We start from the raw sequence: 23,008 nt of genomic DNA, 5'->3' as shown, positions 1-23,008 counted from the left end.
GGTGCGGGGGCGGGGTATTGCTGGGGAGACAGGCATCATCGGGGGGCTGCAGGCATCCGGCAAGGCATGCACTCAGGAAATTTTCACTTCGTTGACCGGAATGACTTGTCGCCGGCCTCACTTCCTCGTATGATGCGCGTCCCCGGTCCGCCGGGGACCACCCGGAGAGGTGGCAGAGTGGTTGAATGTACCTGACTCGAAATCAGGCAGGCGTTTATAGCGCCTCGGGGGTTCGAATCCCCCCCTCTCCGCCAGATAAAGAAGAAAGCCGCCCACTGGGCGGCTTTTTTCTTGGTCAACGTTCGGGAGATGCAGGCGGTTGTTGTAGTGATCGACACCTCTGATGCGGGGGGATGAGAACCCCCGACGGGGTTCGACGGTTCTGCAGGAGCAGAACCGGACAGCCGTAGGCTGGCCCTGGAGCGCGTCGCGCGGAAGGGTCGGGTGCATGGATGCACCCGACAATCCCCCCCTCTCCGCCAGATAAAGAAAAAGGGCTGCCGAACGGCAGCCCTTTTTCTTTATCTGGCGCGGGACACGACGCGCTTTGCGCGCGTCGCCCCACACGTTGCTGTGCAACGCGTGGGCCCCTCCCTTTGCCGGCCTCTCCCCGCCCCTGTCGGGGCAGCCCCTCAACAGAGGGGCTTGTTCCACCAGATTGCCTCCGTGAATCCACGCCATGCGTAGATGCACATCGGGATTTGCGGCGTAGTGACCATGTCCTGATCTGGCGCGGGACACGACGCGCTTTGCGCGCGTCGCCCCACACGTTGCTGTGCAACGCGTGGGCCCCTCCCGTTGCCGGCGCTCCCCGCCCCTGTCGGGGCAGCCCCTCAACAGAGGGGCTTGTTTCTCCAGATGCATCCGTAGATCCACTATGCGTGGATGGACAGCGCGAGTTGCGCTGTAGTGACCATGTCCTGATCTGGCGCGGGACGCGACGCGCTTTGCGCGCGTCGCCCCACACGTTGCTGCGCAACGCGTGGGCCCCTCCCTTTGCCGGCCTCTCCCCGCCCCTGTCGGGGCAGCCACTCAACAGAGGGGCTTGGTCCTCCAGATGCATCACGGGAGATCCGCGCGGTGCGTGGATGCTGTTCCTGCTGGCAGGCTCATCCACGCATGGCGTGGATCTACCGGGATATCCGTGCGGACGCTGCGGGTTACCATGTACGCATCACCTGCTGGAGCTTTTCCCGATGACCGCTGAAATCCTCGTCCCCGTTTCCTTCGGAGAGCTGCTGGACAAGATCTCGATCCTGCAGATCAAGTCCGAGCGCATCAGCGACGAGGGCAAGCTGGCCAATGTGCGCAGGGAGCTGTCGGCGCTGGAGCAGACCTGGATGGCACACCCGGCTGCGGTGAAGGACATCGCCAAGCTGCGTGCCGAGCTGAAGGCGGTCAACGAGCAGCTGTGGGACATCGAGGACGACATCCGTCTGAAGGAGAAGGCGCAGGCGTTCGACCAGGGCTTCATCGACCTGGCGCGCAGTGTCTACCTGCGCAACGACGAGCGCGCGCGCATCAAGAAGGCGATCAACCTGGCGCTGGGTTCGGCGTACGTGGAAGAGAAGTCCTATCAGGATTACGCGCAGCGCACGTGATCCCGGGCAGTCCGCCGCTCACCCCAGGTGGTCGGCGACGTAGCGTTCGAAGGCGGCGATACCGTCTTCGACGGTAATCAGTTCCATTACATCGTCGAACTCGATCTTGGTGCCCCACTTCAGATCGGTGGCCTGCTTGGCCAGGTACTTGCGCGCTGCGTCGTCGTAGCGGTCCACGCAGTAGCGGCGGTCCGAGTACGGGCCGCTGCGGTCCGGATTGCTGGCCGCATGCAGCCCCAGTACTTTGGTGCCCATTGCGTTGGCGATGTGCATCGGGCCCGAGTCCGGGGTCATCACCAGATTGGCGCGGGCCAGCAGGGCAGGCAGCTGCTTCAACGTGTCCTTGCCAACCAGGTCCAATGCAGAGGTCTGCAGCTGCGCCTGGATCGCATCGGCCATATGGCGCTCCAGTTCGCTGCGGCCACCGCACAGCACCACCCGCCAGCCGCGCTGGACGGCATGGTTGGCCACCGCGGCGTAGCGGTCGGCGTACCAGTTGCGGCGCACGTGGCTGGAACAGGGCGAGATCATCAGCACCGGGCGGCCATCGTCCTGCCACTGCGCGGCGGCCCACTCGAAGGCGGACGGCGGCACGGCCAGATCCCAGCTGACTTCGGTCTGGCGCAGGCCCAGCGGCTCGCAGAAGCTGCCGATGGCATCCAGCACGTGGATGCCGGGGCGATCGGGAATACGCTCGTTGATGAAGAGCCCGTGCAGGTCCTTGGAGCGGCTGCGGTCGTATCCGATGCGGCGCTCGGCCGGAATGAAGGCCGACAGCAGGTTGGCGCGGAACGCGACCTGCATCTGCAACAGCGCTTCAAAGCGCCCCGGTGGCAGGTGCCTGCGCAGTTCCTTGACCCCGGCCATGCCGCTCTTCTTGTCGTAGGCATGGAAGGTGACGCCGGGCAGCCCGTCGAGCAGCTTGTGGCCGGCTTTGTCGATGATCCAGTGGATCGGCGTGTCCGGGCGTGCGGCCTGCAGGGTGCGCACCAGGGGCACCACGTGGGTGACATCGCCAAGTGCGGACAAGCGCAGGAGGCACAAGGAGGAGGACGCTGATGCCATGTGTTGTTAGACTCAATGAAATGGTCGCATTCGACGCCAATGAAGCGCTGACGCCATGCCGCGAGGGTCGCGGCATCGGGGCCATTCTGTTCGACCGCGAGCGGCTGCGGCAAGCCGATATTGGCCTGTTCTCGCCCCAGCACTGGGGCAGCAAGGCCCGCCCGGTGGGCGAGGGCGGCCGCGGCAGCGCCTGGTTCGTCGATGCGCCGTTCGGTGCCAGCGTGCTGCGCCACTACCTGCGCGGCGGCATGGCGGCCCGGATCAGCCACGACCAGTACCTCTGGCGCGGCTCGGACCGGACCCGCAGCTTCGCCGAATTCCGCCTGATGCGCGCGCTGCGCGAGAAGAAGCTGCCGGTGCCACGGCCGATCGCCGCGTTCTACATGCGTGAAGGCCTGCGCTACCGGGCGGCGATCCTGATGGAACGGATCGAGGACGTGCGCTCGCTGGCCGACCGCGCACTGGTTGCGGGCCGGGGCGCGCCCTGGGAAGAGACCGGGCGGCTGATCGCCCGTTTCCACCGTGCCGGCCTGGACCATGCCGACCTCAACGCGCACAACATCCTGTTCGATGGCAGTGGCCATGGCTGGCTGATCGATTTCGACCGTGGGGTGATCCGCATCCCGGCCACCGGCTGGCGCGAACGCAACCTCAAGCGGTTGCTGCGCTCGCTGGTCAAGCTGCGCGGCGAGCGCAGCGTGGAAGATGTGCAGAAGGACTACGCACGGCTGCGCCGTGCCTATGACATGGCGTGGAACCGGGGCACCTGATGGACTGGTCGTTGCGTTTCCTCGGCGTCGGCAATGCGTCGGCGGTCGAGCTGGGATCGCCGATGTCGGTGATCGAGCGCGGTGGTCGCCCGTGGCTGACCATCGATTGCGGCGGTGAAGGCCTCACCGCGTTCAAGGCGCACTACGGGCACATGCCGCAGGCGCTGTTCGTCACCCATGTGCACCTGGACCATGTGGCCGGCTTCGAGCGCCTGTTCGTGGACACTTTCTTCAATGCGCACCGGCGCGGCAAGGTGCGCCTGTACGTGCCTGCCACGGTGCTGCCGCTGCTGCACAAGCGCATTGCTGACTATCCGAACGTGCTGGCCGAGGGCGGTGCGAACTTCTGGGATGCCTTCCACCTGATCGTGGTGGGCGAGGCGTTCTGGCATGAGGGGATGCGCCTGGAGGTGTTTCCGGTGCGCCATCACTGGCCGGAGACGGCCTATGGCCTGCGCCTGCAGGGCGCGCTGACCTGGAGCGGCGATACCCGGCCGATTCCGGAGATGCTGGCGCGCTACGCCAACGACAACGAGCTGATCGCCCACGACTGCGGCCTGCACGGCAACCCGTCACACACGGGCGTGGACGACCTGGAGCGTGAGTACAGCATCGAACTGCAGGCGCGGATGATGCTCTACCACTACGCCAGCGTGGCCGATGGCCAAGCGCTGGCCGTGCGCGGGCACCGCGTGGCGCAGCCGGGGCAGTGCGTGCCGCTGGCCGACCCGACCGCGCCGCACGTACTGGTGCAGGATCCGCCGTGAGCAGGACCGGCCAGCCCGCCGATGCGGCGCTGGCCGCCGAACTGGAGGCGCTGGAGCGCGCGCTGCAGTAGCGCTGGGCCATGCCCGGCGAGGGGCGCCAACCAGGGTTGGCAGCTGCCAGGGCCGGGTGTCGCCAGAAAAGGCGATGGCCCCGCCGGCTGACCTCGGCGCCCGCGTCGATCGATACCGTTGCTGCCTTCCGGCCCTGGCGGGGTTTTCGACCTAGCGTCGCGAGGGGCCGACGGGGCCACCATAGAGACGTTGGCCGCCCCGAGGGCGGCCAGTTCACGGATCAGGGGAAGCAGCGCGCGATGCGCCGGAGACCACAGCCGGACTGCACATCGGCTAGCCGATGGCAGGCGCTCATTCTAGCGCAGGCGGGTGCGTCGATGCCAGCTTCACGCACTGAATCGGCTGTAACCCGTTCCCGGCCACGGCGGCCGGGCGTGGCTCCCGTTGCTAGAATGCCGGCCAGGAGGAACGACCTCCCCCGCATCGGGAATCAAAGACCAGGACGGCCTGGCCCTACCAAGAGGAGGGCCGTCATGGCCTGGATCTATCTATTGTTTGCCGGCCTGCTGGAAATCGTCTGGGCCGTGTCCATGAAGCAGTCCGAAGGCTTCACCCGTCTCACCCCCACCGTGGTCACCATCATCGGCATGACCGCCAGCTTCTGGCTGTTGGCGGTGGCCATGCGCAGCCTGCCGCTGGGCACCGCCTATACGATCTGGACCGGCATCGGCGCGGTCGGCGCGTTCGTGGTCGGCATCGTGTTCCTGGGGGAGCAGGTCAGCCCGATGCGGATCGGTGCAGCGGTGCTGATTGTTTCCGGCCTGGTGCTGATGAAACTCTCCAGCAGCTGAATTTATTTACTCATGGCGGGGAATGGATTCTCCGCCACATGCAGCGATATGCATTTTCGGCAAAACCATTCTGTCTGCCTCTTTTATTTGACGTGCGTCATGAAAATAACGCGCGCGATTCACATGCCGCTGGCACGGCCGGTCGCACAGTGCCGCCATTCGTCGGGCGAAATCGGGGAGTTTTCGTCCTGGTGGACACGCTGACGTACCTGTCCCGGGGTGCGATCACGTGAAGATGTGAAGATTTTCAGGAGTTAATGCCTTCAGGCCTTGTTCCCGTATCGGGAGCAGGGGTGGACCGCATTGTCTCGAAAAACCTGCCAGCTGTGCCATCCGGTCTTTTCATGGAGATTTGCCGATGAACCGCATTTACCGTCTGGTTTTCAATCGCGCCCTTGGGGTAATGCAGGTTGCTTCGGAGGTCACCCGGAATCCCGGCGGAAGCGCGGTCGGCGCAGGGCGGGTGCCGCGATTGCGGGCGCACCAGCTGGCGGCGGCACTGGCCGCCACACTGGCCAGCGGATCGGCATTCGCGGCGTGTACGGGCACCACGACAGTAAACTGCGACAGCACCACCAACATCAACAACTACTCCAACGCGACCAGCGGCCTCACGCTGAACATTGCCGCGGGTGCGTTGCTGCGTACGCCGCCGATCGTAGGTGGAGGCAACGCAGCAACGCTGACTGGCGACAACGTGACGGTCAACAACAATGGCACGATCGATCCGAGCTCGATCGTCCTCGCCTCGCCCGGCCTGGTCATCGGCAATGGTTCCGCCAACAACAGCGCGATCGTCGTCAACAACAACGCCAGTGGACAGATCAAGGGTGTCGTCAACATCGCAACGCTGCTGGGCTTCGGTGGACAGGCGCTGGTGGCACAGAACGTCAACGGCACCACCACCATCAACAATGCCGGCCTGATCAGCACGTCGTTGATCGGTGTGGGCAGCGTTTCCGACGCGACCACGGTCGTGACCTATGGTGGCGCGGCAGCGAATGTGACCAACACCGGTACCATCGACGGGCGTGTCGGCCTGGGCGCTTCTGGCGGTAATACGTTCCTCAATGCAGGGGCGGTCAGTGGCAGCGTTCACCTGGGTGATTCAACCGGCGGCAATACCTTCACCGCAGTGTCGGGTTCCAGCGTTGTGGCCGGCGGTGGCACCGCCCTTGCCGGCGTGATTACGGGTGTTACCGGGGTGAAGGTTGCGGCAGCGGGAACGGTCGACGCGGGTACCGGCAGCGGTGCGGGCAACAACGCGCTGGTGCTGCAGAACAGTTCCGCCGGTCCCGGCTCCGGCACCGGCGGAGCGGTGACCACACTGGGCTGGAACCAGTACCTCAACTTCCAGAAGCTCACCGTCAACAGCGGTACCTGGAACCTGCAGGGCGCATGGGGCGCATCCGGCCCGACGACGCTCAATGATGGCCTGGTCAATTTCAACAATGCCGGTTCATTCGGCACAGGGCTGTTCACGGCCAACGGCGGTGCCATCGCATCCTCCACGGCCGGTCTGAATCTGGCCAATGCGTTCAACCTCGGCGGCAATCTATCCCTGGCCGGGACCAATGCGTTCGGCTTGAATGGCGTGCTTTCAGGCGCTGGTGGGCTGACGGTGAACAACACCGGCATTGTTACTCTCGGCGGCGCAAACCTGTTCTCCGGGGGCGTCAACCTCAATGCCGGCGGCCTGCTGCTGGGCAATGCCGGTGCACTCGGCAGCGGCAACCTGACCGTCGGTGGCAGCGCCTCGCTGGATACGACGGCGGGCTTCACCCTGGGCAACAACCTGGTGGTCAATGGCGGGGGCTCGCTGAACCTGCTGGGCAGCAATGCGCTGACATTGAGTGGCTCGATATCCGGTGCCGGCAACGTGACCAAGAACGGTGCCGGCACGCTGACCTTGAACGGTGCCAATTCGCTGAGCGGCAGCTTCAACCTGGCCGGGGGCGCGCTGGCGCTGGGCGCGGGCGGCAGCCTGTCGCCCACCGGTGCGATCACGCTGGGCGTCGGCACCAGCCTGGATCTTTCGGCGGCGGCCGACCAGACCATCGGCTCGCTGGCCGGGCTTGGCGGTTCGGTCAACCTCGGCAGTCACACCCTGACCCTGGGCGGGCTGGGCAATACCAGCTACAGCGGCACGTTCGCCGCAGGCACCGGCGGCCTGATCAAGCTCGGCACCGGTGTGCAGACCCTGTCGGGCGTCAACAGCCTCACGGGCGGTGTTGCGCTCAACGCCGGTGGCTTGTTGCTGGGCAATGCCGCCGCGCTGGGCAGCGGTACGCTCTCTGTCGGCGGCAACACCACCTTCGACGGCACCACGGCGCTGGCGCTGACCAATGCTGTCAGCCTCGGATCGGGTGCCAGCCTGAATCTGCTTGGCGGGCAGGCGCTCACCTTCAACGGGGTGATCAGTGGCGCGGGTGGCCTGATCAAGGATGGTGCATCGTCGCTGACCCTCAACGGCGCCAATACATTCGGCGGCGGTCTGGCGCTCAACGCCGGCAGCCTGGTGCTGGGCAACGGCGGTGCACTGGGAACCGGCGCACTGAACGTCGGCGGCGCGGTATCGCTCGACGCCAGCACCGGACTCACCGTGGGCAATGGCATCACACTGGGCGCCGGTGGTTCGCTCAATGTGCTGGGCTCGAACGCGTTGACGCTGGGGGGTGTCATTGGCGGCAGCGGCAGCCTGGTCAAGAACGGCGCTGCCACGCTGACGCTGGGCGGCGCGAACACGTTCACTGGTGGGCTGGCGGTAAATGCCGGAACGGTGGCATTGGCCAGTGGTGGCAGCCTGGCGGCGACCGGCGCGGTCAGCCTGGCCGGCGCTGGCAGCGCACTGGATATCTCGCTGGGTGGCAACCAGACCATCGGTGCATTGTCCGGTGTGGCGGGCAGCACCCTGGCGCTGGGCAGCAGCACGCTCACCTTCGGTGATGCCACCAACCAGACCTTCGCCGGCGTGATCGGCGGCACCGGTGGGCTGATCAAGCAGGGTACCGGCGTGCAGACGCTGACCGGTGCCAATACCTTCAGCGGTGGGGTGAATCTTGCGGCCGGTGGCCTGGTGCTGGGCAACGCCGGTGCGCTGGGAAGCGGTGCGCTGTCGGTCAGTGGCAACGGCTCGCTGGACGCCACTGCGGCGCTCAACCTGGGCAATGCGATCAACCTCGGCGCGGCCCTGACCCTGCCGGGCAGCCAGAACCTGACCCTGGACGGCAACATCACTGGCACCGGCAGCCTGGTCAAGAATGGCGCATCGACACTGACCTTGAACGGCACCAACACCTTCAGCGGTGGACTGAATGCAAACGCCGGCAGCCTGCTGCTGGGTAACAGCGGCGCGCTTGGTACCGGAGTACTGGGCATCGGCGGCAACGTCACGCTCGATGGCAGCGCCCCGTTGAGCCTGACCAACAATGTTGATCTGGGCGCGGGTGCGGCGCTGTCGTTGCCGGGCTCGCAGGCGATCACGCTGGGTGGCGTGGTGTCCGGTACCGGCAGGCTGGTGAAGAACGGTGCCAGCACGTTGACCCTCAACGGCGCCAACAGCTTCGGTGGTGGGCTCACCGTCAACGGCGGCGGCGTGTTCCTGGGGTACGCCGGCGCACTGGGCACCGGTGCACTGTCGGTGGGCGCCACTGCCACGCTGGACAGTTCGGTCGCGCTGAACCTCGCCAACAACGTCAACCTCGGGGCAGGCGCGGCGCTGGATCTGCTGGGCAGCCAGGACGTGTCACTGGGCGGTCTCATCAGTGGCACTGGCAGCCTGGTCAAGAATGGTACGGCCACGCTGGCGTTGAATGGACCCAACACCTTCAGCGGGGGTGTCGGCCTCAACGCGGGCCTGCTACAGCTGGGCAATGCGCAGGCACTGGGTACCGGCCAGCTGGACGTGGGCGGTAACGCTTCGCTGGATGCAACGTCTGCACTCACCGTAGGCAACCTCATCGGCCTGGCCGCCGGTGCGAATCTCTCCGTGCTGGGCGGCAATGACCTGACGCTCACCGGTCCGGTATTCGGTGCCGGTGGGCTGATCAAGGACGGCGCGGCCCGCCTCACCCTGTCCGGCGCCAACCTCTACACCGGTGGCACCACCATCAACGCCGGCACGCTGGCGCTAGGGGCGGGCGGCAGTCTTGCCGCGGCCGGTGCGGTGGATCTTGCCGGTGCCGGTGCGACGCTGGACATCTCCGCAGCCGGTGCGGCGCAGACCATCGGCGCGCTGAATGGCGTGGCAGGCAGCCAGCTGGTGCTGGGCGCGCAGTCGCTGACCTTTGGCGGCGCCAGCAGTGGCAGCTTTGCCGGCGTGATCGATGGTACCGGCGGCCTGATCAAGACCGGTGCCGGCGTGCAGACGCTGTCCGGTGCCAATACTTTCAGTGGTGGCCTTGCACTCAACGACGGTGGCCTGATTCTCGGCAACGCCAGCGCACTCGGTACCGGTGCACTGGGCATTGGTGGCACGACCACGCTGGACAGCACCGTGGCGCTGAACCTGGCCAACGCAGTGAACTTCGGTGCCGGTACGCAGCTGACGCTGGGTGGCAGCAACGATCTCACCCTCGGTGGTGTGGTGGCCGGCAATGGCAGCCTGATCAAGAACGGTGCGGGCCTGCTGACCCTCAACAACACCAATACCTTCAGTGGCGGCCTGACCTTGAACGGCGGTGGCCTGGTGGTCGGTGCGAATGATGCGCTCGGTACCGGCGCGCTGGCGGTAAATGCCAGCACCACGCTGGACACGGGCGCGGCAGTGACACTCGGCAATGCGGTCACGCTGGGCTCGGGCGTCGTACTGACGTTGCCGGGCAGCAATGCGCTGACGCTGTCGGGCGTGGTCGGCGGCAATGGCAGCCTGGTCAAGAATGGTGCCACCACGCTGACGCTGTCCGGTGCCAACACCTACAGCGGCGGTACCACCATCAATGCCGGCACGCTGGCGCTGGGCGCGGGCGGCAGCCTTGCTGCAGCGGGTGATGTCACGTTGGTTGCAGGCGCTGGCTTTGATATTTCCGGTGCCGGCAGCAGCCAGACCATCGGCGCGCTCAACGGTGCGGGTGGCAGCACCCTGGCGCTGGGCGGCAATTCGCTCACCTTCGGTACGGCCGGCAACGCCGCGTTCGATGGCGTGATCAGTGGCGGCGGCGGTCTGATCAAGGCAGGCGCGGGCGTACAGACGCTGTCCGGTGCCAACACGTTTGGCGGCGGCGTAACGCTCAACGCGGGCGGACTGGTGCTTGGCAATGATGCAGCGTTGGGCACTGGCGCATTGACTGTTGGTGGTGCCGCCACGCTGGATACCACCGGCCTGGCAACGCTGGCCAACAACATCGCGCTCAACGCCGGGCTGACCGTGCTCGGGACCAATGCACTGACGCTCAACGGCGTCCTGTCCGGGGCCGGCAGCCTCACCAAGAATGGCAGCGCGACGCTGACCTTGAACGGCGCCAACACCTATAGCGGTGGCACCAACATCAACGCCGGCACGCTGGCGCTGGGCGCCGGTGCCAGCCTGGCGGCGAGCGGTACCGTGAACCTCGCCACGGGTGCCACGCTGGATCTGTCTGCCGGCAGCGGCACGCAGCAGTTCGGCACCCTGGTCGGCAATGGTACGGTGAACCTCGGTGCCAACTCGATCGAGGTCGGCGGCGCCACCAATGGCACCTTCAGTGGCTCGATCGCAGGCACCGGTGGCCTGACCAAGGTGGGCGCGGGCATCGAAACGCTGACCGGTGCCAACACCTACACCGGCGGCACCTTCATCAACGCTGGCACGCTGGCGATTGGTCCGGGCGGCAGCCTGGCCGCGACCGGCGCGGTGACGCTGAGCGCTGCGGGGACCGGCTTCGACATCTCCACCGCAGGTGCCAACCAGACCATCGGATCGTTGAACGGTGTGGCCGGCTCGACGGTGAGCCTGGGGGCACAGACGCTGACACTCGGTGGTGTGGGCAACAGCCTCTTCGATGGCACGATTTCCGGCACCGGTGGCCTGGTCAAGAATGGCGCCGGCATCCTCACGCTGGGTGGCACCAATCTGTTCAGTGGTGGCGTTGCACTGAACGGCGGTGGCCTGGTGGTCGGCAACAACGCTGCGCTCGGCAGCGGCGCGTTGACGGTCGGAAGCAACGCAACGCTGGATGCAACGACCGGCGTCAGCCTTGCCAACAACATCGGGCTGGCAGCGGGTGCCAGCCTCGATCTGCTCGGCAGCCAGGCGCTGACGCTGGGGGGCGTGATTTCCGGCACGGGCGGGCTGATCAAGGACGGTGCGTCCACCGTAACCCTGAGCGGTGCCAACACCTACACCGGGGGGACCACCATCAACAGCGGCACACTGGCAATCGGTGCCGGTGGCAGCCTCGCCGCAACCGGCGCGGTGAACCTGGCCGGTGCGGGCACGCTCGACATCTCCGCGGGTAACCAGGCCATCGGTTCGCTGGCCGGCGTGGCGGGCAGCACGGTGGCGCTGGGTGGCAGCACGCTGACTCTGGGCGGCACCGTGGACAGCACCTTCAGCGGTGTGATCGGCGGCAGTGGCGGCCTGATCAAGAACGGTGCGGGCGTGCAGACGCTCAACGGTGCCAACACCTTCAGCGGTGGCGTGGCGCTCAACGCCGGTGGCCTGGTGGTCGGCAACAATGCTGCGCTGGGCACCGGTACGGTGACGGTCGGAGGCGCTGCGACGCTCGATTCGAACACTGCGGTCATCCTCGGCAACAACTTCATCCTCAACAACGCGTTGACCGTCCTGGGCAGCAACAACCTCACCCTCAACGGCAACCTGAGTGGTACCGGCAGCCTGACCAAGGAGGGTGCCGCGACGCTGACCTTGAACGGCACCAACACCTACACCGGTGGCACCAACATCAACGCCGGTACGCTGGCACTGGGCGCGGGCGCGAGCCTGCACGCCAGTGGCATCGTCAACCTGGCCTCGGGGGCGACCTTCGATCTGTCGGCAGGCAGCGGCACGCAGCAGTTCGGTACCCTGATCGGCAACGGCACGGTGAATCTGGGCGCCAACACGCTGACGATCGGAGACGCCACCAATGGCACGTTCAGTGGCTCGGTGGCCGGCTCCGGTGGGCTGATCAAGGAAGGCTCCGGTACCCAGACGTTGACCGGCACCAACACCTTCACCGGTGGCACCACCATCAATGCCGGCACGCTGGCGATCGGCGCCGGTGGCAGCCTCGCTGCGACGGGGGCGGTGAACCTGGCCAACGCCGGTACCACCTTCGACATCAGCGCGGGGGGCGCGCAGGCGATCGGTTCGCTGGCAGGCGTGGCAGGCTCTTCAGTGGCGTTGGGTGGCAGCACGCTGACCCTCAATGGCGTGGGCAACACCACGTTCGCCGGCACCATCGGAGGGGCGGGGGGGCTGGTAAAGAACGGCGCAGGCATCCAGGGCTTGACTGGCGTCAACGTCTTCACGGGCGGCGTGACCCTCAATGCCGGTGGCCTGCTACTGGGCAACGACGGTTCGCTGGGAACCGGTGCGCTGACCGTAGGCGGCAACGCCAGCCTGGATGGCACCAGCGCGCTGACGCTGGCCAACACCGTGCAGCTGGCCAGCGGCACGCTGACTCTGGGCGGCGGCAACGCACTGACCTTGAACGGCCCGATCAGCGGCGCTGGCGGCCTGCTGAAGGATGGCGCGGCGACGGTCACCCTCGGCGGTGCGAGTACCTATACCGGTGCCACCACCATCAACAGTGGCACGCTGGCGGTGGCGGCCGGTGGCAGCCTGTCCGGTGCCAGCACGGTCAACCTGGCCGGTGCCGGTACGCTGGATATCAGTGCCGGTGGCAGCCAGAGCATCGGAGGCCTCGCTGGCGTGACCGGTTCCAGCGTGGTGCTGGGCGGTGCAACGCTGACCACCGGCGGCAACAACGCCAGCACCACGTTCGCCGGCGTCCTCAGTGGCACCGGCGGCCTGGTGCAGAGCGGTACCGGCACGCTGACCCTCAGTGGCGACAACACCTATACCGGAGGCACCACCATCAACGGTGGCAGTACGCTGCAGATCGGCAACGGCGGCAGCACCGGTTCGGTGCTGGGCGACATCACCAACAACGGCAGCCTGGTCTACAACCTCGGCACCACGGCAACCGTGGGCGGTGTAGTCGGCGGCAGTGGCAGCCTGACCCAGGCCGGCAGCGGCACGCTGGTGCTGACCGGCAACAACACCTACACCGGCGGTACCACGATCAATGCCGGTGGCACATTGCAGATCGGCAACGGCGGTGCGACCGGCGCGATCGTCGGCGACATCACCAACAACGGTGCGCTGGTATCCAACGTGGCCGGCAACACCACGCTCGGTGGCACCATCAGCGGCAGTGGCGGCCTGACCCAGGTCGGCAGCGGCACGCTGACCCTGACCGGCAACAACACCTATACCGGCGGCACCACCATCAATGCCGGTGGCACGCTGCAGGTGGGTAATGGCGGTGCGACCGGCGCGATCACCGGCAACGTTGCCAACAACGGCAGCCTGGTGTTCGACGTTGCGGGCAACACCACGGTCGGCGGTGCGATCAGCGGCAGTGGTGGCCTGACCCAGGCGGGCAGTGGTGTGCTGACCCTGGTGGGCAACAACACCTACACCGGCGGGACCACCATCAATACCGGCGGCACGCTGCAGGTGGGCAACGGCGGCGCGACCGGCGCCATCGCCGGCGACATCACCAACAATGGCGCGTTGATTTCCAACGTGGCCGGCAACACCGCGCTGGGCGGCACCATGAGTGGCAGCGGCGGCCTGATCCAGGCCGGCAGCGGTACGCTGCTGCTGACCGGGACCAACACCTATACCGGCGGCACGACCATCAACGCCGGCAGTACGCTGCAGCTGGGCAATGGCGGGGCAACGGGCTCAATCGTCGGTGATGTCACCAACAACGGCACGCTGGTGTCCAGCGTGGCGGGCAATACCACGCTGGGCGGCACCATCAGCGGCAGTGGCGGCCTCACCCAGGCCGGCAGCGGTACGCTGACCTTGACCGGCAACAACACCTATACCGGCCCGACCACGATCAACGCGGGTGGCACGCTGCAGGTAGGCAATGGCGGTGCGACCGGTGCCATCGGCGGCAGCGTCACCAACAACGGCAGCCTGGTGTTCAACGTAGGCGGCACCACCACCGTCGGCGGTGCCATCAGTGGTAGCGGTGGTCTGACCCAGGCGGGCACCGGTACCGTGATCCTTGCCGGCAACAACACCTATACCGGCGGCACCACCATCAACACCGGCGGCACGCTGCAGGTCGGCAATGGCGGCGCCAGCGGTGCGATCACCGGTAATGTCAGCAACAACGGCAGCCTGGTGTTCAACGTCGGCGGCAACACCACGGTGGGCGGCACCATCAGCGGCAGTGGCGGCCTGACCCAGGCCGGTACCGGCACCGTGACCCTGACCGGCAACAACACCTATACCGGCGGCACCACCATCAACGCTGGCGGCACCGTGCAGGTCGGCAATGGTGGGGCCAGTGGCTCGATCACCGGCAACATCACCAACAACGGCGGCCTGGTCATCAACACCGGTGGCACCACCACGCTTGGCGGCAGCATCACCGGCGGCGGCAGCATCGTGCAGGCCGGCCCGGGCACGCTGAATCTGGGCGGCAACAGTGGTGGCTTCAGCGGCACTGGCCAGGTCACCGGCGGCGGTTTGAATGTCACCGGCACGATCGGCGGCCAGTGGACCATCGGCAGTGGTACGACCCTGTCCGGCACCGGCACCATCGGTGGTACCGGCGGTGGCGTGACGGTGTCCAGCGGCGGCGTGCTGTCGCCGGGCAATGGCGCGGGCAATGGCAGTGGTGCAGGCAATGGCACCGGCACGATCACGGTGGGCGGCAATCTGAACCTGTCACCGGGCAGCACGCTGGGCATCGACCTGGGCGCCACCGGCAGCGACACGGTGCAGGTGGGCGGCAGCGCGAATGTGGGCGGCAGCACCGTGCGGGTGAATACCATTTCGCCGAGCACCAGCTACCAGCAGGGCCAGCAGTACACGGTGGTCAATGCGGGCGGTGGCGTGAGTGGGCAGTTCGCGTCGGCGACTTCGCCGTCGGCCTTCCTGACCATCACTCCGGTGTATACCGCGAACACGGCGAACCTGCAGATCGACGTGGCGCAGACCGCAGCGTTCACCACCGTGGCCAACACGCGCAACCAGTACAACACCGCCGCGGCGCTGGACAGCCTGCCGCAGAGTGGCGCGGCCCTGGGCCTGTACAACACGGTGCTGCTCTATGACGCGGCCACTGCGCGCAGCGCCTTCGACCAGCTGTCAGGCGAAGTGCATGCGGCCAGCCGCGCGGTGCTGCTGTATGACAACTACCTGGAGGAGGGCATCCGCCAGCGCTTGGGCAGCGAACTGCCGACCGTGCGGGGCGAGCGCGCTTCGGCCTGGCTGGCCGGCAGCGGCAAGGTGTTCCGCCAGGACGGTGACGGCAACGGTGCCGACATCCGCTCCAACCGCAATGCGCTGATGGCCGGTGTCGACTGGCAGCTGGGCGAGCATGTGGTGCTGGGTGCAGCGGCCGGCAACGAACGGCTGGATACGCGGCTGTATGATCGCAGCTCGCGGGCCCGCCTGCGTGGCAACACGTTCGGCCTGTATGCACAGGGACAGTGGAACAACGGCTTTGCGGTTGGTGGCAGCGTGTCGCGCGGTGACTACCGCACGCGCGCCACGCGTGAAGTGCCGTTGTTGGGCCAGACCCTGTACAGCCGCCAGGATTCCGATGTGACCATCGCCCAGGTGGAAGGCAGCTGGACATGGACCCACGGCAGGACCCAGCTGCAGCCCTATGTGCAGTTCACCAAGCACTGGGTCGACAGCGATCGTGCGGTGGAGCAGGGCGGCAGCGCGGCACTGGTGCTGGAAGGCGGCAAGGACACGCTCAATGTCAGCACCGTGGGCGTGCGTGGGCGCTGGGACGTGGGCAGCGGCGAGCGCTTCCCGTCGCAGCTGACGGTCGGCCTGGGTTGGCAGCATGCGTCAGGGGATACCGATGTGGCCAGCCGCAACCGCTTTGCGGTCGGTGGTGATGCCTTCGATGTCTACAGCGCGGTGATGGCACGCAATGCCCTGGTCAGCCAGGTGGGCGTGGCGGTCGGCCTCGGCCGCAACAGCCAGCTGTCGATGTTCGTACAGGGCCAGCATGGCGATGGCCGCCGCGATGTGGGTGGGCAGATCAACCTGCGCGTCGGGTTCTGAGCAGGGGATGCCTGCGGTAGATCCACGCCCTTCGTGGATGGCACCGGGGCGGGAGCGCTAGAGCTCCCGCTCCATTTCAACGGCGTCGATCCCGGCGCCATGCCCATCGGGCACGATGCGCGTCACCTGGAAACCCAGGCCGGCATAGAAGCCCTGGGTGTGCTGGCTGGTGCTGAGCGCGATGCGGTCGATCGACGGATCGCTTTCAGCCTGGTGCAGGCGCGCGAGTGCCAGTTCGCGGCCCAGTCCCTGGCGGTGCAGCGCGCGCTGCACCATGCCCCAGCAGAAGCCGGCGCTGCCGTCGCTACGGCGCGAGAGGCCACCACAGGCGACGACGTTTCCATCGCGCTCGATCACCTGGAATGCACAGTCCGTGGCCTGTTCGCGCAGGAAGCATTCAAAGTCGCTGCGCTCTTCGGGCGCGAAGTAGGTGGGTACGTTGCTGTCGAAAATCGACAGGCAGGCGCTGGCATCGGCGGGGCGGTAGAGGCGGAGATTCATGGGAAATGCGTGGAGTTGCCCGGCTGCATTTCAGCCGTCCAGACGTTGGGAGGGGGCGAAACGTTCAAGGGTACATGGAGCGATGCCAATTCCTTTACAGGTAACGTCTCCCCACTCGAATGATCGTGCGGAATGCAGGCGCCTGAACCAGGCGGGTGCGTCGGTGGCGGGCAATGGCGAGGCGCATCCGGTGGCGATGGCGTGCAGTGGGGCGCAGTGGCTTCTGGGCTATGCTTTCCACACGTGGGACTGACCGCGCGGCAGGATCCGCCGGCCCCATTCGTCTTCCCGCCTGCAACGGAGCTGCCCAGCGATGCCCGACCCTTCTTTTTTCCGGACTGCCCAGCTCATGCGCGGCCTGCTGTTTGGCGTGGTGGGTCTGTTGATCCTTGCTGTGGCCGCCTTCGAGGTGACACATCGTCTTGAGTTCCTGGCGGTCGCGCAGGCCTTTGATGGCCAGGTCGAGCGCCTGAACGCCGGCGGATCGCATCCGCAGGTCGCGTTCACCACCGCGACCGGCCAACGCGTCTCGTATCCGCAGGGCGGCATGATCTTCGGCTATGAGCCTGGGCAGCCGGTACGCGTGCTGTACGACCCGGCGCAACCGCGGTTGGAGCCGGTCCTGGACACGTTCGGTGCGCTGTGGGGAATGACGGTCGTGTGGGTGCTGCTGGGGCTGGCGTTCGTCGGCGCCTGCGTGCGGGGACTGCTCCGGCGCAGATGACCTGCGGCGGATCGCGCGCCGTCGGCGGGCGGCCCGTTGGACCGGCCACGACGGCAGGCCCTGTTCAGTCCGGTAGTACCTGCGACGATTCCCGCCAGCCAAACAAAAAAGCCGCCCACTGGGCGGCTTCTTCATTTATCTGGCGGAGAGAGGGGGATTGTCGGGTGCATCCCTGCACCCGATCCCGATGCGCGTTGCGCCCCGGGACCAGCCTGCGGCTGTCCGGTTCTGCTCCTGCAGAACCGTCGAACCCCGGCGGGGCTTCTCACCACCCATCCCATCCGCCAGACAAACGCAAAAGGGCCACCCTGTGGGCGGCCCTTTGCGTTTGTCTGGCGGAGAGAGGGGGATCGGATCGACTCGAACCTAACCCCTTGACCCTGCAACAGATCGCAAACCGGACATGTGTCCTATGTTGTGGCCTATGATCGTAACGGCCTGCGTCCGTCATTGCCAGCCTGCAATACGCAAGTTCTACTCATCATTAAAATTAATCTCTGGCAACCGAGATCTGTGGCTGCCTCGTCCGAGGCGTGAGAGGATTTTTTAAGTAGTTGATTTTAAAGGTGATTTTACGAGATTCCTGTCCCAGCTCTGCGAATCGACTAACGTGGCAAGTTTTGTTATCGCCACGCTTGACGAGGGCAGTAATCTATGTATAATTCAACCCAGATGCTTGCATCTATGTGTCGAACAAGACTGGTAGGTTAGGTCTTGGCGACAAATCCTAAGGCCGCGCAAGCGGCCTTAGTTGTGCATGGGAGTGACAAGGAAAGTTCATGCATTTCTGCTATGTAGATGAGGCGGGGTGCCCAGGCATGCTTCCTGGCCCCAATTCCCAAGTCCAGCCCGTTCTCGTCATAGCAGGCCTTTTTGTGCCTCATGACAAGCTAGCGAAGCTTACAAGGGAGTTTCTCGTACTTAAGAGGCAGTTCAACCCTGGCCTTGCGCCTGCGCAAAGTCACTGGCTCGACATCTCTCTCAAAGAAATCAAGGGCGCGGATTTGCGCTCATCCATCCGCAACGGCGGCAGAAATCGTCGTCGCGCGGTGTTCAGGTTTTTAGATAAGACATTGGCGCTTCTTGATGAGTGCGAAGCCAAGTGCGTGTCGCGGATATACATCAAGAAGCCAGGCCTGAACTTCAAGGGGCAGGCTGTTTACACGTCTTCAATTCAGCAAATTTGCGCGTGCTTTCAGAGTTACCTCTCCCATAAGGGAGGGCAAGGTATGGTCATCGCAGACAGTCGTACTGCTGCTTTGAATTCGACCGTTTCGCACTCTATTTTCACTCAAAAGTTCAAGATGAATGGGGATGCTTACGATAAGATCTTGGAAATGCCAACTTTTGGGCACAGTGAAAATCACGTCCCCATCCAAATTACAGATTTTCTCACCTCAAGCCTGTTGACGCCTATGGCTACGCATATTTACTGCACGGGCCATGTTACAAGCGTGCATGTCCGCGTGGAGGATAAGTTGATCTATGATCGTTACCTTTCAAAAATGCGAGCGCTTTCTTACCGGTATCAGGAGGACGGGCGGTCGCGGGGAGGCATCACGATAGTAGATGCTATTGCACACCGCTCACCAGCTTTGCTCTTTGCGCCGACGAATTCCCCATAGCTATTACTTAGCCTGCCCAAGTCGTTCCTTCTTCATTTCGGGGAAAGTTGGCAATTAATTGGGCTGATGCTCGGAAATGACCAAATACCTCTACGAGTGATCGCGTATCCTCGTCAGCGTGGTATTGGGGAAGCTGCATGTTGGAACAACATTCACTCGATTAGTTGGATTTACTGCGACTGTGTGGACGAACCTGCCTTATCAGACGCCTCTGCGGTCGATAGGTGAGTTCTTATTTCAACGCCATCATTCTTAAGAATTCGCACCATCTTTAGCTCGCTGTCGTAGATCGCGATCCAGTTGTCACTGGTCTCGACAATGCGGCCTTCAGTGAGGCGCTCTGAATCCTTCCAGAGTTCTGAGGTCTTTGCCGAGGCTTCCGTAAGAAACAGCTCCTTTGTTTCGTCGGCTTTGCTCTTGCCAAACTTCTCCCCTACAAGGCCCGGCACAATGGCCAGTAACAGGACAAAGCAACCGACGCTCGCTGCGGCAGAGAGGAACACCGCTGATCCCAGAAGGGCGACGATGGGTTGTCTGATCCAATAGGATCGCCGTTCGAGCCACCCTCGCATCGCTGTGTTCTCTTTGACAGGCGCACGCGCGATGACAATGGATAGCGTGGACATTCCGATCATGGTGAACACAATGCCCCAAGGAATATCGCTGATCAGCCGAATGCCTTGGATGATGACCACGTAGTAGCCGTGGATGATTTTTGCATCGGTGGCTTGGGGGAAGAGGGCCGCAGGAACCCCCATCTCTGTCAAGTAGGTCGAATGCGCGACATCACCGGACAAATGGAGGAAGAACCCGATCAGGGTAGCCATGGCCAAGATGCTGCCCGCCATCGTTGTTAGCGCAGAAGCGATGTGCGAGGGCGATTTGGCGCCGGCGTAGCCGGCTTCCTTCTTCGTCTGCTCCCCGTCCGCTCCACTGTCCGCCATTCCCTTGCCTCGCTGATATACGCCCTAGAATCGTTGTGCCAGATTTAATGAGCGGACGCAACGCAAAGGCCCCGCCGAAGCGGGGCCTCTTGAAAGGATGGTCAAGAGGCGCCTACCTCAACTCCGTTGAGCGGACCAGGCTGTAAACAACCCCGCCCAACACCGGAGCCACCACGTGCGCCGGCACAAGCGCCAGGACGAGCAGGCTGAAGATTGCTCGGCTTTGCTCAGGACGGGGCAGCAGGTCAGCAAAGCCCATCCCGAGGAAAGCGGCCAGGTGGGCGGCCACCACGATTGCCCAGGTGACGAAGAACCCTTTCCAGAACCCGCCGCGCTGGTGCGCGGAGGGGGCGTACGATTGCCGCTCGGTTTCTTCCTGGCGCCGGTAGGCCCGGGCGTTGATCCAGTAGAGAAACCCCAACACGGCCCAGGTGACCAAGCCGCCCGCGATAGCGAGCCAGCCCAGCGGGGCTCGCTGCTGCAGGGCCTCAAGGCCGCCGGCCACGAACAACAGGCCGGCGCCTCCCAGCAGGACCGTCGCGCAACCGACATGAGCGTAAGAACGCGTGGTCATGGTGGCCTCAGAGCTTGTGGGCGGTCCACTCGCCGGAGGCTTTCGAAAAGCGAACCGGCTGAACGAACGGCCGGGCTTGGACGACGCTGCCCATGTCGAGGACGACAGAGCCGCCCACGTCGCAGATCACCCCGTCGGCCGTTTCCGATTTCTTGCAGCCGCTCAGGCTGAAGTCTCGGTATTCCTTCACCCAGACCTGGCTGCCGAGCACGCGCTCAAACTCGGCGGTGATAGCCTTTTGCGCCTGCTCGTCGGAGGGTTTGCTGCCGCAAGCCGCCAGCGCCAAAACGGCGGTCAAGCTGAAAGCGATGGTCTTGATCGAGTTCATCGAGTTCTCTTCCTGGTTGAGGTGGTGTCTTACTTGTCGCGGTTGCCGGTCGGATCAAAGCCGGCAATCCACATGCGGGTATCGCGGAAGGGCGTGAGCATTCCCGAGGGGCCGGGATACAGGTCATCAGCTCGCAAGAAGCCGGACACCCAAGCGGCGCTCAAGGCCACTTTTCGGGCTTGCCACGCCACACCGTCGCGGGTCGTGCGCACGTTGAAGGGCTCGCGGGGCGGGGTAGGGCCAGTGGTCCGGTCGTCGCCGGTGTTCGGCTTCCCGGCGCGAACCCTCAGGCCCACCATCAGGTCGGTGGTTGCCTTGGCTCGAGCGTTGCTGTTGAGCTCCGCTTCTTCCCCCAGGTCGTCCCGGATGGTCAACGGGGCGTCGGCGCACGCTCGGAAGGTCTCGGTGGTGGATGCCGTAGCGCTAGTCCAGATCCGTGCTTCAACCGTCCAGCAGGGCAGGCTTGCGCCCCATTCGCGGAAGGTCAGGGCGACCCGCGGCCAGTCCAGCCGGCCCTGCTGGGCGGCCTGGTGGTTCTCGTTCTTGAACAGCCCGTTGATGCGGCCCGCACCGCTGATCGGGGCGTACAGCAGGCCAGTGGCTGGCGCGGAGACGGTTGTCGGCTTGGCCCCCAGTGCTTGCTGGCCTGCGTCTTTCAGGCTCTTTCCCAACTGGCGGAAGAAGCCGGGCTTTGGTTCGGCGGGTGCTTGGGCCAAGGCGGTGGCGGTTACAAGCAGCGTCGCGGCAAGGCCGGCCGCCACTCCCATGGAGTTCTTCTTCATGAAATCCCCTGCGGTTGAGTTGGAGAGTGCTACATTTCATGAAGAGTCTGCCATGCATCGAGGGACCACGTCATGCTGTTCACCCGAAATTTCAACTGCGGTTCACGTGCCTCATCCGTCCCCACGATCATTGTTTGCCGCGCGGCTCAAGCAGGCGCGGGAGCTCCGTGGCATCGCCAGTCAGCGTGCTTTGGGGGTTCTGATGGGGCTCGATAAGAAGCTGGCGAGCAGCCGGGTCAATCGATATGAGACCGAGGTCAGTGGAATTGACCTGGATGGGCTGGGTCGTTTGGCTGATGTGTTGGGCGTCCCAATGGCCTACTTGGTGGCTCAGGATGCTCAAACGGCTGAGGCCATCTTGACGCTGTCGCAGATGACGTCCGAACAACGAGAAGAAGCCCTAAGATCACTGCGTGCGGTTCCTGGCGGCCCAACCTGAACGTTTTTGCAAGGGGACTTGCAATCGCTGCGGTCCGCCTTTAGTATTTGCATCGGAGCCGCCCTTAGTGGTCACTCCTAAAAGCGCCTCGAGCCGGTGTGAGAGCGTCTGCCTCCTTCGAAAGAAGGACCCACCATGAGTGGGGTCAAGAGATTCCGGTTAGCTTTAAAAAAGGGTCCCTCACGGGGCCCTTTTTCATTTCATGGCCTCGGCAAGCACCGCGTTGATGCTCTTGTGTTGGTGCCCACTTCCCTGCTTGAGCGGCTTGAGCGGATTCTTGTCCGACGGATAAGCGGACTCAACGAAAATAGCCGCTCCGCCAGGCCACTTCTCTGTGCTGAAGTAAATTCTGTAGACATCAGGCGATGCTATCCCCACATCGACGACGACGAAATTCCTGTGCCGCGTCTGATAACAGAAGATTTGTTTAGCCAAAATTTTCTTGATGATGGCCGGAAGGCTCTTCGATAAATTCCACCGAGCGACATCGAATATCCTCTCTTCCTTACGGCCCAAGTCCTCGTAAATCTCCATGTCCGCGCAATGGCCAGCCGCGCTTAAGGAGATGCTGAAGCAGTGGTGCGAGTAGTGGACATAGACTTGAAACGAGACGGCAGGCGCTCCCTGGCGGCCTGCTGGAGCAGGACGGGCCGGAAAGGAGTGGTTCTCTACCGTCGGATGAAGGTGGTTAATCGGGTAAGTCTTTCCATGCTGGGAATGATCAAGCCACACCGGTCCGTCGCTGCGAGTTGCCATCGTCCCCCCCTAATTCGAACG

The 23,008-nt window shown here is 64.6% G+C and carries 15 protein-coding genes, 1 tRNA gene and 1 other RNA gene; 9 read left to right on the top strand and 8 right to left on the bottom strand.

The window, feature by feature from the left end; genetic code table 11:
* Positions 1 to 163: 163 nt before the first annotated feature.
* Together AC10QF_RS12880 and AC10QF_RS12875 are read left to right on the top strand one after the other, a co-directional pair.
* Positions 164 to 254 (top strand) — tRNA-Ser (locus AC10QF_RS12880).
* Between the two features lie 942 nt (positions 255 to 1,196).
* Positions 1,197 to 1,601, top strand: coding sequence for a DUF6165 family protein (locus AC10QF_RS12875; protein ID WP_005415482.1), 405 nt, complete (start codon positions 1,197 to 1,199; stop codon positions 1,599 to 1,601).
* A gap of 18 nt (positions 1,602 to 1,619) precedes the next feature.
* Here the strand turns inward: AC10QF_RS12875 and AC10QF_RS12870 are convergent, their stop codons facing one another.
* Entirely contained in the window at positions 1,620 to 2,666 is a 1,047-nt protein-coding gene (locus AC10QF_RS12870; protein ID WP_069138948.1) for a glycosyltransferase family 9 protein, read from the bottom strand.
* Between the two features lie 20 nt (positions 2,667 to 2,686).
* On the opposite strand from AC10QF_RS12870, the gene AC10QF_RS12865 reads away from it, so the two are divergent.
* Together AC10QF_RS12865 and AC10QF_RS12860 are read left to right on the top strand one after the other, a co-directional pair.
* Complete coding sequence (locus tag AC10QF_RS12865; RefSeq protein ID WP_005415484.1) at positions 2,687 to 3,436, top strand: 3-deoxy-D-manno-octulosonic acid kinase; 750 nt, start codon at positions 2,687 to 2,689, stop codon at positions 3,434 to 3,436.
* Positions 3,436 to 4,203: an MBL fold metallo-hydrolase gene (locus tag AC10QF_RS12860; protein WP_111175697.1), complete on the top strand. Its 768-nt coding sequence runs from the start codon at positions 3,436 to 3,438 to the stop codon at positions 4,201 to 4,203. Before AC10QF_RS12865 ends, AC10QF_RS12860 begins: the two co-directional genes overlap by 1 nt.
* 148 nt (positions 4,204 to 4,351) lie before the next feature.
* Here AC10QF_RS12860 and ffs read toward each other — a convergent pair.
* Positions 4,352 to 4,448: signal recognition particle sRNA small type (ffs, locus tag AC10QF_RS12855), an RNA gene on the bottom strand.
* A 300-nt stretch (positions 4,449 to 4,748) separates the two neighbouring features.
* On the opposite strand from ffs, the gene AC10QF_RS12850 reads away from it, so the two are divergent.
* Complete coding sequence (locus tag AC10QF_RS12850; protein ID WP_494542335.1) at positions 4,749 to 5,066, top strand: DMT family transporter; 318 nt, start codon at positions 4,749 to 4,751, stop codon at positions 5,064 to 5,066.
* 358 nt (positions 5,067 to 5,424) lie between these two features.
* Entirely contained in the window at positions 5,425 to 16,314 is a 10,890-nt protein-coding gene (locus tag AC10QF_RS12845) for an autotransporter-associated beta strand repeat-containing protein (RefSeq protein WP_494542334.1), read from the top strand.
* Between the two features lie 57 nt (positions 16,315 to 16,371).
* Here the strand turns inward: AC10QF_RS12845 and AC10QF_RS12840 are convergent, their stop codons facing one another.
* Positions 16,372 to 16,815, bottom strand: a complete 444-nt coding sequence (locus AC10QF_RS12840) for a GNAT family N-acetyltransferase (protein WP_005415487.1) — start codon at positions 16,813 to 16,815, stop codon at positions 16,372 to 16,374.
* 313 nt (positions 16,816 to 17,128) lie between these two features.
* Here AC10QF_RS12840 and AC10QF_RS12835 point away from each other — a divergent pair, with 313 nt between their 5' ends.
* Both AC10QF_RS12835 and AC10QF_RS12830 read left to right on the top strand, forming a co-directional pair.
* A complete protein-coding gene (locus AC10QF_RS12835; RefSeq protein WP_494542333.1) occupies positions 17,129 to 17,539 on the top strand; it encodes a DUF3592 domain-containing protein in 411 nt (136 codons plus the stop codon).
* A gap of 779 nt (positions 17,540 to 18,318) precedes the next feature.
* On the top strand, positions 18,319 to 19,164 hold the full coding sequence (locus AC10QF_RS12830) for a DUF3800 domain-containing protein (protein ID WP_236509013.1): 846 nt from the start codon (positions 18,319 to 18,321) through the stop codon (positions 19,162 to 19,164).
* A gap of 170 nt (positions 19,165 to 19,334) precedes the next feature.
* On the opposite strand, the gene AC10QF_RS12825 is transcribed toward AC10QF_RS12830, so the two are convergent.
* The 4 genes from AC10QF_RS12825 to AC10QF_RS12810 all read right to left on the bottom strand — a co-directional run bounded on the left by AC10QF_RS12825 (position 19,335) and on the right by AC10QF_RS12810 (position 21,792).
* Positions 19,335 to 19,991 carry a hypothetical protein gene (locus AC10QF_RS12825; protein ID WP_494542332.1) on the bottom strand — a complete coding sequence of 219 codons (657 nt, stop codon included), beginning with the start codon at positions 19,989 to 19,991 and terminating at the stop codon, positions 19,335 to 19,337.
* A 229-nt stretch (positions 19,992 to 20,220) separates the two neighbouring features.
* Entirely contained in the window at positions 20,221 to 20,682 is a 462-nt protein-coding gene (locus tag AC10QF_RS12820) for a hypothetical protein (RefSeq protein WP_236509011.1), read from the bottom strand.
* A 7-nt stretch (positions 20,683 to 20,689) separates the two neighbouring features.
* Positions 20,690 to 21,010 carry a hypothetical protein gene (locus AC10QF_RS12815; protein ID WP_236509010.1) on the bottom strand — a complete coding sequence of 107 codons (321 nt, stop codon included), beginning with the start codon at positions 21,008 to 21,010 and terminating at the stop codon, positions 20,690 to 20,692.
* A gap of 29 nt (positions 21,011 to 21,039) precedes the next feature.
* Positions 21,040 to 21,792, bottom strand: coding sequence for a hypothetical protein (locus AC10QF_RS12810; RefSeq protein ID WP_494542331.1), 753 nt, complete (start codon positions 21,790 to 21,792; stop codon positions 21,040 to 21,042).
* A gap of 130 nt (positions 21,793 to 21,922) precedes the next feature.
* Between AC10QF_RS12810 and AC10QF_RS12805 the strand changes: the two genes are divergently transcribed.
* Positions 21,923 to 22,231 carry a helix-turn-helix domain-containing protein gene (locus tag AC10QF_RS12805; RefSeq protein WP_494542347.1) on the top strand — a complete coding sequence of 103 codons (309 nt, stop codon included), beginning with the start codon at positions 21,923 to 21,925 and terminating at the stop codon, positions 22,229 to 22,231.
* Between the two features lie 195 nt (positions 22,232 to 22,426).
* On the opposite strand, the gene AC10QF_RS12800 is transcribed toward AC10QF_RS12805, so the two are convergent.
* Complete coding sequence (locus tag AC10QF_RS12800; protein ID WP_494542330.1) at positions 22,427 to 22,987, bottom strand: YjaZ family protein; 561 nt, start codon at positions 22,985 to 22,987, stop codon at positions 22,427 to 22,429.
* Between the last annotated feature and the right edge of the window lie 21 nt (positions 22,988 to 23,008).

This window comes from Stenotrophomonas maltophilia complex sp. Om-AH-Sm3, assembly GCF_059337855.1.
The sequence above is the reverse complement of the archived record's forward strand: the minus strand, read 5'-3'. Positions and strand labels throughout refer to the sequence as shown.

Bases quoted from the DNA above. Each gene is read 5' to 3' on its own strand.
- AC10QF_RS12875 (WP_005415482.1), top strand. From the start codon at position 1,197: ATGACCGCTGAAATCCTCGTCCCCGTTTCCTTCGGAGAGCTGCTGGAC.
- AC10QF_RS12870 (WP_069138948.1), bottom strand. From the start codon at position 2,666: ATGGCATCAGCGTCCTCCTCCTTGTGCCTCCTGCGCTTGTCCGCACTT.
- AC10QF_RS12865 (WP_005415484.1), top strand. From the start codon at position 2,687: ATGGTCGCATTCGACGCCAATGAAGCGCTGACGCCATGCCGCGAGGGT.
- AC10QF_RS12860 (WP_111175697.1), top strand. From the start codon at position 3,436: ATGGACTGGTCGTTGCGTTTCCTCGGCGTCGGCAATGCGTCGGCGGTC.
- AC10QF_RS12850 (WP_494542335.1), top strand. From the start codon at position 4,749: ATGGCCTGGATCTATCTATTGTTTGCCGGCCTGCTGGAAATCGTCTGG.
- AC10QF_RS12845 (WP_494542334.1), top strand. From the start codon at position 5,425: ATGAACCGCATTTACCGTCTGGTTTTCAATCGCGCCCTTGGGGTAATG.
- AC10QF_RS12840 (WP_005415487.1), bottom strand. From the start codon at position 16,815: ATGAATCTCCGCCTCTACCGCCCCGCCGATGCCAGCGCCTGCCTGTCG.
- AC10QF_RS12835 (WP_494542333.1), top strand. From the start codon at position 17,129: ATGCCCGACCCTTCTTTTTTCCGGACTGCCCAGCTCATGCGCGGCCTG.
- AC10QF_RS12830 (WP_236509013.1), top strand. From the start codon at position 18,319: ATGCATTTCTGCTATGTAGATGAGGCGGGGTGCCCAGGCATGCTTCCT.
- AC10QF_RS12825 (WP_494542332.1), bottom strand. From the start codon at position 19,991: ATGGCTACCCTGATCGGGTTCTTCCTCCATTTGTCCGGTGATGTCGCG.
- AC10QF_RS12820 (WP_236509011.1), bottom strand. From the start codon at position 20,682: ATGACCACGCGTTCTTACGCTCATGTCGGTTGCGCGACGGTCCTGCTG.
- AC10QF_RS12815 (WP_236509010.1), bottom strand. From the start codon at position 21,010: ATGAACTCGATCAAGACCATCGCTTTCAGCTTGACCGCCGTTTTGGCG.
- AC10QF_RS12810 (WP_494542331.1), bottom strand. From the start codon at position 21,792: ATGAAGAAGAACTCCATGGGAGTGGCGGCCGGCCTTGCCGCGACGCTG.
- AC10QF_RS12800 (WP_494542330.1), bottom strand. From the start codon at position 22,987: ATGGCAACTCGCAGCGACGGACCGGTGTGGCTTGATCATTCCCAGCAT.